At 70.4% G+C, this 10,822-nt stretch carries 7 protein-coding genes; all 7 read left to right on the forward strand.

Translation table 11 applies throughout. The features are described from left to right. The first annotated feature begins 190 nt into the window (after positions 1–190). Positions 191–682: a cellulose biosynthesis protein BcsD gene (locus PHQ87_RS10380; protein ID WP_300233659.1), complete on the forward strand. Its 492-nt coding sequence runs from the start codon at positions 191–193 to the stop codon at positions 680–682. Positions 683–701: 19 nt separating this feature from the next. Continuing rightward, entirely contained in the window at positions 702–1,277 is a 576-nt protein-coding gene (gene bcsP, locus PHQ87_RS10385) for a cellulose biosynthesis protein BcsP (RefSeq protein WP_300233661.1), read from the forward strand. Then, the gene (gene bcsQ / locus PHQ87_RS10390; RefSeq protein ID WP_300233664.1) at positions 1,274–2,053 is read left to right on the forward strand and encodes a cellulose biosynthesis protein BcsQ; all 780 of its coding nucleotides are present in this window, start codon (positions 1,274–1,276) and stop codon (positions 2,051–2,053) included. Before bcsP ends, bcsQ begins: the two co-directional genes overlap by 4 nt. Positions 2,054–2,055: 2 nt before the next feature. Further along, entirely contained in the window at positions 2,056–4,266 is a 2,211-nt protein-coding gene (bcsA, locus tag PHQ87_RS10395) for a UDP-forming cellulose synthase catalytic subunit (protein WP_300233667.1), read from the forward strand. Positions 4,267–4,283: 17 nt separating this feature from the next. Beyond that, positions 4,284–6,599, forward strand: coding sequence for a cellulose biosynthesis cyclic di-GMP-binding regulatory protein BcsB (gene bcsB / locus PHQ87_RS10400; protein ID WP_300233670.1), 2,316 nt, complete (start codon positions 4,284–4,286; stop codon positions 6,597–6,599). A gap of 115 nt (positions 6,600–6,714) precedes the next feature. Then, positions 6,715–7,950 (forward strand): cellulose synthase complex periplasmic endoglucanase BcsZ, encoded by a 1,236-nt coding sequence (bcsZ, locus tag PHQ87_RS10405; protein ID WP_300233672.1) that lies wholly within the window; start codon positions 6,715–6,717, stop codon positions 7,948–7,950. Continuing rightward, the coding region (locus PHQ87_RS10410; RefSeq protein WP_300233675.1) for a tetratricopeptide repeat protein at positions 7,914–10,822 on the forward strand (2,909 nt) is incomplete at its 3' end. The genes bcsZ and PHQ87_RS10410, both read left to right, overlap by 37 nt.

The raw sequence follows: 10,822 nt of genomic DNA on the forward strand, positions 1-10,822 counted from the left end.
TTGGCTGCTGAGGAGAAGTCCATGGCCGGTGCCATGGACGCCGAGGCAGCGGCCAAAATGGCCGTCAGGCGCCTGCCAGCGCCCGCGTAGGTGCGCAGCACCGCCTAATGGACAATCTGGGTTTAAAGTAATTAGAAACATGGCACGCATAGCTTTCCAGACGTGCCATTTGTTACCGAACGTTCCCGTCATGACCACTTCATCCCCCGCTGCGCGCGAGCTGCCTAGCTCCATGGAACCCGCCTATATCCACCACCTGCAATGCTCCCGCCAATGGCGCGGTTTCTTGGCCGCACAGGCGGAAGAATTTGCCTCCGCCCTGCCGCCGCAGGAACTGGCCACGCTCATGGCGCGCATCGGCATGCGTTTTGCCGCCGAGCATCCGTTGTCTGCACGCGACACCGTGCAGAACTTACAGGACGCCATCAACCATGTGTGGAGCGCGCTCGATTGGGGCGTGGCGGAACTGGGCCAGAGCCCGGCCGGCATGGAAATCACCCACCGTTTCTCGCCCCTGGCGGCTGCGTTCGGCGTGCCGCACGCGGATTGGGCCACGGGGTTCCTGCAGGGGGCATACCAGCAGTGGTTCGACGCGGCGGGCGGAGCCGGGCTGCGGGTGGAGGTCGCTGCCGCGGTGGATGCCCTGGGCACGGCCCGGCTGCGTCTGGCCGCAGCCGCGTGACCGAGAAAAAGGACATCCCATGCAACAACCTGAAGACATAGCCCATCTGTACAAGGAGTTCGGCGGCAGGCCCGAGACATACCGCGAACTCACGCGAACGCGCAACGCCCAGCAGGCGCGCGAACGTTGGCCACTGATTTCCGCGCTGGGAGACCTGTCTGCCGGCGTGCCTCCGGTGCACCCCGGCGAGGCGCCGGAAACGGCGCCGCAGGAATGGCACGCAGCCCAGCGGCCTGCACCGATTCCGCAGCCCGAGTCGCAGCACGGGCCCGTGGAGCCCACGGGGCCTCTGCACACCGCAGTGCCGGTCACGCCATTGGCTGCGCCTGCCGTGCCCCCAGCACCTTCGCCATGGGGCCATGCGGTACCACCCCCCGCACCCGTCGCCGCACCTGCGCCCGTGGCACCGCCCCCCTTCCCGCCAACGGCGGCGCCGGTGCAGCCGCCCGCCGTGCTGGCCCCCGTGACCAGCCTCGCGCTGCAGAGTCCCTCGCCGCTGTCGCGCCTGGCGCGGACGGCCCAGCCCGAGGCTGAGCCATCGACCGGCCTGCAGCAAGTCTTCGCCCGGCTGCTGGGCACGAGAAACCGCCCATGAAGATCCTGACCATCGCATCGGCCAAGGGCGGGGTCGGCAAGACCACCGTGACCGCGAACCTGGCCATGGCCCTGGCCCGGCAGACGGGCCGTACCGTACTTGCCGTTGACCTGGACCCGCAGAACGCCCTCGCGCTGCACCTGGGCCTGGGCCCACAGGAGCTGCGTGGCCTGTCGCGCGCCAGCCTGTCCGGCCAGAACTGGCGCGACGCCTGCTTTGAGCGCCAGCCGGGCTTGTACGTGCTGCCCTTCGGCGCGGTGACCGAGCACGACCTGGCGGCCCTGGAGGCGCAGATCGCCGCCCACCCGCGCTGGCTGCTCGATCACCTGCAGGCGCTGCAACTGCCGGACGATGCACTGGTGCTGCTGGACACGCCGCCCGGTCCTTCCGCCTACGGCCGCCGGGCGCTGGGCATCGCCCATTGGGTGATGGTGGTGATGCTGGCGGATGCCGCTTCCTATGCCACGCTACCGCTCATGCAGCGGCTCGTGCAGACGCATTGCGCGCCGCGTACCGACTTCGTGGATACGTTTTATCTGCTCAATCAGGTGAACTCCGCGCGACAGCTCTCGCAGGACATCCTGCGCGTGCTGCGGGAGGCCGTGGGGCCGCGCTTCGCGGGCTCTATCCATGCCGACGAGGCCGTGCCCGAGTCGCTGGCGTTGGGTATGAGCGTACTGGACCATGGGGCGCACAGCCAGGCCAGCCATGACATCCTGGCTTGCGCCGCCTTCGTGGCGGCGCGTATGCGCGCCCTGGCGGGCGCGGAGGTGTAGCCATGGCCACCGATCACAAGACCGTCGCCGACGAGATCGCCGACCGCAACCCACGCAGCTTCGAGGCGCGCTGGCGCATGCGCGTGCACCGCATCGCCGACCAGCCCATTTGGACGCACCCGCTGGCGCGGGTGGTGGCCGCGGTCGGTGCGGCGCTGCTGTTGGCCCTGGTGGTGAGCGTGCCGCTGGACCTGACGGGGCAGCTCATCTTCTCGGCGGGCAGCTTCGGGGCCGCCCTGCTGCTGTCGCGCACGCCTGGGCGGCTGACCACGCTGGCCATGATCGTTCTGTCGATCTCCGCCTCCTCGCGCTACATGTACTGGCGCGTGACCGACACCGTGGGCTTCACCAACTGGGTCGATGCCTGCTTCGGCTTTGGCCTGCTGCTGGCCGAGCTGTACGCCTTCCTGGTGCTGCTCATCGGCTACTTTCAGACTGCCTGGCCGCTGCAGCGTCGGCCCGTGCCCATGCCACAGGACGTGGACACCTGGCCTAGCGTGGATGTGTTCATCCCCACCTACAACGAGCCGCTGGAGGTGGTCAAGCAGACCGTGTTCTCGGCCATGCAGATGGACTGGCCCGAGGACCGGTTGCACGTGTACGTGCTTGACGACGGCCGCCGCGAGGAATTCCGCGACTTCTGCCAGGAACTCGGCGTGGGCTACCTCACGCGCGACAACAACGCCCACGCCAAAGCGGGCAACATCAACGCCGCGCTGGCCGTGACCGGCTCGGACTACGTCGCCATCTTCGACTGCGACCACATCCCCACGCGCTCCTTCCTGCAGATCTGCATGGGCTGGTTCATCCGCGACCCCAAGCTCGCGATGCTGCAGACGCCGCACCACTTCTTCTCGCCCGACCCGTTCGAGAAGAACCTGGACACCTTCCACGTCATGCCCAACGAGGGCGAGCTGTTCTACGGCATCGTGCAGGACGGCAACGACCTGTGGAACGCCGCGTTCTTCTGCGGCTCATGCGCCATCATCAAGCGCGCGCCGCTGCTGGTGGTGGGCGGCGTGGCCGTGGAGACCGTGACCGAGGACGCGCACACCGCGCTGAAATTGAGCCGCCACGGCTACAACACCGCCTACCTGGAGCTGCCCCAGGCCGCGGGCCTGGCCACGGAAAGCCTCTCGGCCCACGTGGGCCAGCGCATCCGCTGGGCGCGCGGCATGGCGCAGATCTGCCGCGTGGACAACCCGCTGTTCGGCCCGGGCCTGAAGCTGGGCCAGCGCCTGTGCTACTTCAACGCCATGCTGCACTTCTTCTACGGGCTGCCGCGGCTGGTGTTCCTCACGGCGCCGCTGGCCTACCTGTTCTTCAGCGCCCACGTGTTCCAGGCCACGGCCGCCATGATCACGGCCTACGCACTGCCCCACCTGATGCACGCGAGCATCACCAACTCGCGTATCCAGGGGCGCTTTCGCTACTCGTTCTGGAACGAGGTCTACGAGTCGGTGCTGGCCTGGTACATCATGCGCCCCGTGCTCGTGGCCTTCGTGAACCCCAAGCTGGGCAAGTTCAACGTGACGGCGAAGGGCGGAGTGATCGAGCAGTCGTATTTCGACTGGTCCATTGCGCGGCCCTACCTGATCCTGCTGCTGCTCAACCTGCTGGGTTTCGCCGTGGGCATCTGGCGCATGGTGGCCGTGGGGCCGTCGTCCGAGGTGTTCACCACGCTGGTCATCAACATGGTCTGGACGGCCTACAACATCATCCTGACCAGCGCCAGCCTGGCCGTGGCCAGCGAGAAGCGCCAGGTGCGCAGCACGCCGCGCGTGACGGCGGCGCTGCCCGCGGCGCTGCGCTTTGCCGACGGCAAGACCCTGGTGTGCGAGACCGACGACTTCTCCCAGAGCGGCGTGGGCCTGCGGGTGCCGCAAGGCCTGAAGCTGGAGACCGGCAGCCAGGTGGAGGTGTCGCTGTTCCGCTCCGACGAGGAAGGCACCTTCCCCGCGCAGGTCACCTTCAGCGGCAACGGCCGCCTGGGCCTGCGCTTCGAGGGGCTGAGCCTGCGGCAGCAGGCCGACATCGCGCGCCTGACCTTCGCGCGTGCCGACGCCTGGATCGGCTTCTGGGGCAACCGCCAGCACGACAAGCCGCTCACCTCGCTCAAGAGCGTGATGGTGATCGGCATGCGCGGCCTCGGCCAGGTGGCCGCCAACACACTGAACATCCTGCGCGGCCGACGCGAAGTGGTGTCCAAGTAATCCATTGAAAACCAGTCATGACCGAGAAATCCCGCACTCCCTGGCGCATGGCGCCTGTATTCGCCGCCATCGCGCTGCTGTCGGCGCCCATGTCCGGCCCCAGTAGCGCGCTGGCCCAGCCCAAGCCTTCGCCTGCCGCCGCCGCTGCGCAATCCGAGGCCCGGCCCGCCGCAGGGCGCAGCTACGAGGTCACGTTCCGCCAGCTGGGCGCCTTGTTCCCGCTGCAGCTGCGCGGCGTGCAGGGCACGGGCGGCGTGCAGTTCGGGGTGCGCGGCGACGAGGTCGTCACGCGCGCGCGCCTGCACCTGAACTACGCCTATTCGCCCGCGCTGCTGCCCGAAATCTCGCACCTGCGCGTGCTGGTCAACGAGCAGGTGGTCGCCACCATTCCCGTGCCCAACGAGCAGGGCGGCCAGGCGCTGCAGCGGGTGATCGATATCCCCACGCGGCTGATTGGCGAGTTCAACCGCCTGAACGTCGAGCTGATCGGCCACTACACCATGGACTGCGAGGACCCGGCACACACCAGCCTGTGGGCCAACGTGGGCAACGACAGCCGCCTGGAGCTGTCGGTGGACCCGCTGGCGCTGGCCAACGACCTGGCCTTCCTGCCCGAGCCCTTCTTCGACCGGCGCGACTACCGCCCGCTCACCCTGCCCATCGTGTTCGCGGGCACGCCCGACGCCGCCCAGCTCGAGGCCGCGGGCACCGTCTCGTCGTGGTTCGGCGCGCTGGCGGGCTTCCGCGGAGCGTCCTTCCCGGCCGCCGTGGGGCAGATCCCGGCCAAGGGCCATGCCGTGGTGCTGGCGCTGGGCGCGCAGGGCGTGCCGGGCCTGAGCCTGCCCGCCAGCAGCGGCCCCTCGGTCACCATGGCCAGCCACCCGACCGACCCCGCCGCCAAGCTGCTCATCATCCGCGGCCGCGACGCGCAGGAGCTCAAGCGCGCCGCCACGGCGCTGGCCGTGGGCGCGCCAGCGCTCTCGGGCCCGACGGCCATGATCTCGGAGTTCAAGCAAATCGAGCCGCGCAAGCCCTACGACGCGCCCAACTGGCTGGCCAAGGACCGCCCGGTCAAGTTCGGCGAGCTGGCGCAAAAGGAGATGCTCAGCGTGTCGGGCCATGCGCCGGACCTCATCCGCGTGAACTTCCAGGTGCCACCCGACCTGTTCGCCTGGCGCAAGCAGGACATCCCCGTACACATCAAGTACCGGTACACGCCACAGAACGGCGCCGACAAGTCCACGCTGAACATCAACGTCAACGAGCAGTTCCTGCGCGCGCTGCCGCTGCGCGCGGCCGACTACACGCCGCCCAGCCGGGTGCACAGCTGGCTCGACCGGGTGCTGCCCGCGCCCACGCTGGCCGCGGGCGACCTGCTGCCAGCCGAGGATTTTTTCAACGTCCCGCTGTTCAAGCTGCCCGCGCGCAGCCAGCTGCAGTTCCACTACTTCCACGAGATCAAGAAGGAGGGTGCCTGCAAGGACGTGTTGCTGGACAACGTGCGCGGCACTGTGGAGCCCGACTCCACCATTGACATCACCGGCTTCTCGCACTTCCTGGCCATGCCCGACCTGGCAGCCTTTGGCAACAGTGGCTTCCCGTTCAGCCGCCTGGCCGACCTGTCGGAATCGGCCGTGGTACTGCCGCCCAAGCCCGAGCAAGGCGACCTGAGCGCCTACCTGTCGCTGATGGGCCTGATGGGCAACGTCACCGGCTACCCCGCACACGCCGTCACCGTGGCGCTGGGCAACGGCCAAATCGACGCGCTGGCGGACAAGGACCTTCTGGTCATCGCCAGCAGCGCCAATTCGCCGCTGCTCGAACAATGGGCCAGCCACCTGCCCTTCAGCCTGAAGGCCGACAGCAAGGGCTTCCGCCTGTCGGACTATGCTTCCCGCCTGCTCAACTGGTGGGACCCCGACCAGCGCGACCGCGCCAAGCCCGGCCGCAACGCCATCACCTTCACCAGCGCCAGCAGCGACGCGGTGATCGCCGGCTTCGAATCGCCCCTGCAGGGCGGACGCAGCGTGGTGCTGCTGGCCAGCAACCAGCCCGCGGGCCTGCAGCAGGCCGTCACGGCGCTGCTCACGCCCGACCTGCTCCGGCACATCCAGGGCAGTGCGGCGGTGGTGCGCGGCAAGCAGGTGGACAGCCTCGTGGCCGAGCAGACCTACCACGTCGGCCAGCTGGACCCGGTCACGCGCGTGCAGTGGTGGCTGTCGCGCCACCCGCTGGCGCTGATCGTGCTGGGCGTGGCGGCGGCGGCCCTGATTGCCTTCATGCTGTACATCGTGCTGCGCGCCAAGGCCCGCGCGCGGCTGCAGAAAGGTTGAGAGAATACGAATTTAGGAGCTGGTAGCGCTTGCCTTTAAAGGATTTCAGATAGTTTTCATGCTAAAACCCAGACACAGCAAGCGCCAGCAGCTCCTGAATTTGACACGAACACGCATGCTGCCCACCGTCCGCCCCTCCGACTCCGCCCGCACGCCGCGCCACGCGCTGCGCGCGCTGGGCCTGTGGTGCGCGCTGCTGCCCGGCGCCATGGCGCAGGACGCCTGCTCCACCGCCGCAGCCTGGCCGCTGTGGGAGCAATTCACCCAGCGCTTCATGCAGGACGACGGGCGCGTCATTGACTACACCACCGCGCAGCAGCACTCCACCTCCGAAGGGCAGTCCTACGCCATGTTCTTCGCCCTGGTGGCGCGCGACCGCGCGCGCTTCGACAAGCTCTGGGCCTGGAGCATCACCAACTTGGCGGGCGGCGACATCGGCGCGCGCCTGCCCGCCTGGCAGTGGGGGCGCAACGCGGATGGGAGCTGGGGCGTGGTGGACGCCAACCCCGCCTCGGACGCCAATCTCTGGTTCGCCTACGCCCTGGCCGAGGCCGGCCGCGTCTGGCACGAGCCGCGCTACACCGCCCAGGCACGCACGCTGCTGGCGCAGGTCGCCATCGAGGAAGTGGCCGACCTGCCCGGCCTGGGCCCCACGCTGCTGCCCGCGTCCAAGGGCTTTGCGCTGCGCGGCCCCGAAAGCCGCACCTGGCGGCTCAACCCCAGCTATCTGCCTGTGCCGCTGCTGCGCGCATTCGAGAAAATCGACCCCCAGGGGCCGTGGAAGGCCGTCGGCACCAGTTTCCAGCGCGTGCTCGAAGGCACCACACCCAAGGGTTTTGCTGCCGACTGGGTGGCCTACCAGGTGCCCGAAGGCGCCGCGCGCGGCGCCTTCGTGGCCGACCCCGAGAAGGGCGACACCGGCAGCTACGACGCCATCCGCACCTACCTCTGGGCCGGCATGACGCCGCGCGGCGACGCGCTCGCGCCCGTGCTGCGCCGCCGCCTGGGCGGCATGGCCGCCGCGCTGCGCACCGCCGCCGTGCCTCCCGAGAAGGTGCAGACCGCCACCGGGCAGATGGAAGGGCAGGGTCCCGCGGGCTTTTCCGCCGCGCTCTTGCCCTACCTGCGCACGCTGGGCGCCACGGCCGCGCTCAAGGCCCAGCAGGAGCGCGTGCGCGCGCAGCTGCTGGAGGCGCCGCCCGGCGGCCAGCCGCCATACTACGACCAGGTCCTCGGCCTCTTCGGCACGGGCTGGATGGAACAACGCTACCAATTCCTGCCCTCCGGCAGGCTGCAATTACGCTGGGAAAAGGCATGTCCGCAAAGAAGCGCCACCACCAACACACCCTGATCCTGGGCCTCGTCGCCTCGCTCGGCGGCCTGGCCGCTCCGGCCCAGGCCCAGGACGCCGCCACCAAGACGCTGATCGAGCAGGGCCAGTACTGGCAGTCGCGCGGCGACGCCCAGCGCGCCATCGAGAGCTGGCAAAAGCTCCTGCGCGTGGACCCGAACCAGCCCGACGCCCTCTACGGCATGGCCCGCGCGCAGCTGCAGGGCCAGCACGTGGAGGAGGCCCAGCGCTACCTGGAGCAACTGCGCCGCGCCCACCCCGGCCACCGCCTGGTGGAGCGGCTGCAGCAGGAGATCGGCGTGCAGCGCAACAGCGCGCAGGTGCAGCATGCGCGCGACCTGGCCCGTGCCGGCCAGGCCGAGCAGGCCATGGGCAGCTACCAGGCCGCGCTGGGCAACCAGGCGCCCACCGGCCCGCTGGCACTGGAGTACTACCAGACGCTGGGCGGCACCTCCGGCGGCTGGGACGAGGCCCGCCGCGGCCTGGAGCGCCTGGCGCGCGAATCGCCCGACGACGCCAAGATCTCCCTGGCCCTGGCCCAGCACCTCACCTACCGCGAAGCCACGCGGCGCGAGGGCATCGCCCAGCTCGCCCGCCTGGCCGGCCACCCCGAAGTGGGCAAGGCCGCCACCGACAGCTGGCGCAAGGCCCTGGCCTGGACGGGCAGCCGCGCGGCCGACATTCCGCTCTACCAGGCCTTCCTGCGCGCCTATCCGGGCGACGAGGCCATGCAGACCCGCCTGCGCGAGATCGAGGCGCGCCAGCGCACCGCGCGCGCCAGTGCCACCGCCGCGCGCGACCCGCTGCGCCAGCGCAGCACCGAGGGCTTCAAGGCGCTGGAGGACGGCGACCTCGAAGCCGCCGAGGCCGAATTCCGCAGCGTGCTCGAAACCCGCCCCAACGACGGCGACGCGCTCGGCGGCATGGGCGTGCTGCGTCTGCGCCAGGAAGAGTTCGCCCAGGCGCGCAGCTACCTGGAGCGCGCCACCCGCCAGGGCTCGCCCGCGCGCTGGAAGCAGGCGCTGGACAGTGCCACCTACTGGACACTGATCGAGCAGGCCCGCGCCGCGCGCGAGGCGGGCGACCTGGGCAACGCGCGCCAGCTGCTGGACCAGGCCGTGCGCCTGGATGCCCGCGAAGTCACTGCCGAGAACGACCTGGCCGACGTGCTGGCCGAGCTGGGCCAGCTCGAAGCCGCCGAGGCCGCCTACCGCCGCGTGCTCGCGCGCCAGGCCGACAACCCCGATGCGATCCGCGGCCTGGTGGGCGTGCTGTCGCAGACCGGCAAGGCGGCCGAGGCGCTGCAGCTGGTCGAGCAGCTCACACCCAGCCAGCAGGAAAAGGTGGGCGCCCTGGGCCGACTGCGCGCCGCGCAGGCTTTGGGCCTGGCGCGCGCCGCCGCCGAGCGCGGCGACGACAATGCCGCGCGCGTCGCCCTGGAAGACGCGCTGCTCAACGACCCCGGCAACCCCTGGGTGCGGCTGGACCTGGCGCGCCTGTACCTGAAGATGGGTGCCATCAACGAGGCGCGCGGCGTGATGGACGGGCTGCTGGTATCCAACCCGCACATGCCCGAGGCGCTGTACGCGAGCGCGCTGCTCGCCTCCGAGGCGCGCGACTGGACCGGCGCGCTGGCCACGCTGGAGCGCATTCCCGAAAAGAACCGCACGCGCGACATCGCCGCGCTGCAAAAGCGCGTCTGGGTGCATGTGCAGGCCGACGCCGCCGCCGCGCTAGGCCGCGAGGGCCGCGTGCAGCAGGCCCAGTCCGTGCTGGCCCAGGCCGAGCCCTTCGTGGGCCAGGATCCGGAGCTGCTGGGCACCGTGGCCCTGGCCTATGCCGACGCGGGCGACCCCAACCGCGCGCTGGCCATGGTGCGCGAGATGCTGGCGCGCACGCCCCGCCCCGACACCGGGCTGCGCCTGCAGTACGCCGCGGCGCTGCTCAAGACGCACCAGGACGTGGAACTGGCCGGCATCCTGCGCCAGCTGCAGGACACGCCCATGTCCGCGCAGGAGCGGCGCGGCTACGAGGACATCCGCGTGGGCTACATCCTGCGCCAGGCCGACGCGCTGCGCGAGGCCGGTGACCTCGCCACCGCCTACGACACCCTGGCCCCGCTGCTGGCCGAGCGCCCGAACGACCCCGACGTGGTGGGCGTGCTGGCCCGCATGTACGGCGACAACGGTGACCACACCCAAGCCATGCAGCTGTACCACCGCCTGCTGGAGAAGGACCCGCGCAACCTCAAGCTGCTGCTGCCGGCCGCTTCGGCCGCCACGGCCACCAAGGACTTCGCCTATGCGGAATCGGCCATTCAGGTCGCGCTGCAGCTGGCGCCCCAGGACCCCGAGGTGCTGACGGCCGCCGGCCGCCTGTACCGCGCCAAGGGTGAGGCCACCAAGGCCGGACAGTATTTCGCGGCCGCCATCGAGGCCGAAAACCGCCAGCGCGCCGTGCTGCTCGGGGCCGCGGGGCAAGGCGCCTCGGCCCGCAACGCGGCCGCGCCGGGCGGCAACCCCTTCCGCCGCACCGCCGCCCTAGCGAACTGGGGCGGGCGCACGCCCTTCCCCACGGCCGTGCCCATGGCCGCCGCGCCCTCGGCCTACTCCGCCGCACAGCCCATGCCCGCCATGGCCGGTGGGCCGCAGCCCTTCATTCCCCAGCCCGCAGGGGCAGCGCGCTTCCCCGTGGCCGCGCCCGCCGCCATGCCCCTGGCCACGCCCACCAGCTACTACGGCAGTGCAGCGACCAGCGCTGCTGCAGCGCCTGCAGCCGCAGCAGCAGCAGCAGCACCCCAGCGTGCAACTGCCAAATCAACCTCGCAGGCACGCGCCGCGCTGCCAGCTGCCCGAGCCACCATTGCACCGGC

Origin of the sequence: Hydrogenophaga sp., from assembly GCF_028698005.1 — a bacterium.
Lineage (GTDB): Bacteria > Pseudomonadota > Gammaproteobacteria > Burkholderiales > Burkholderiaceae_C > Hydrogenophaga.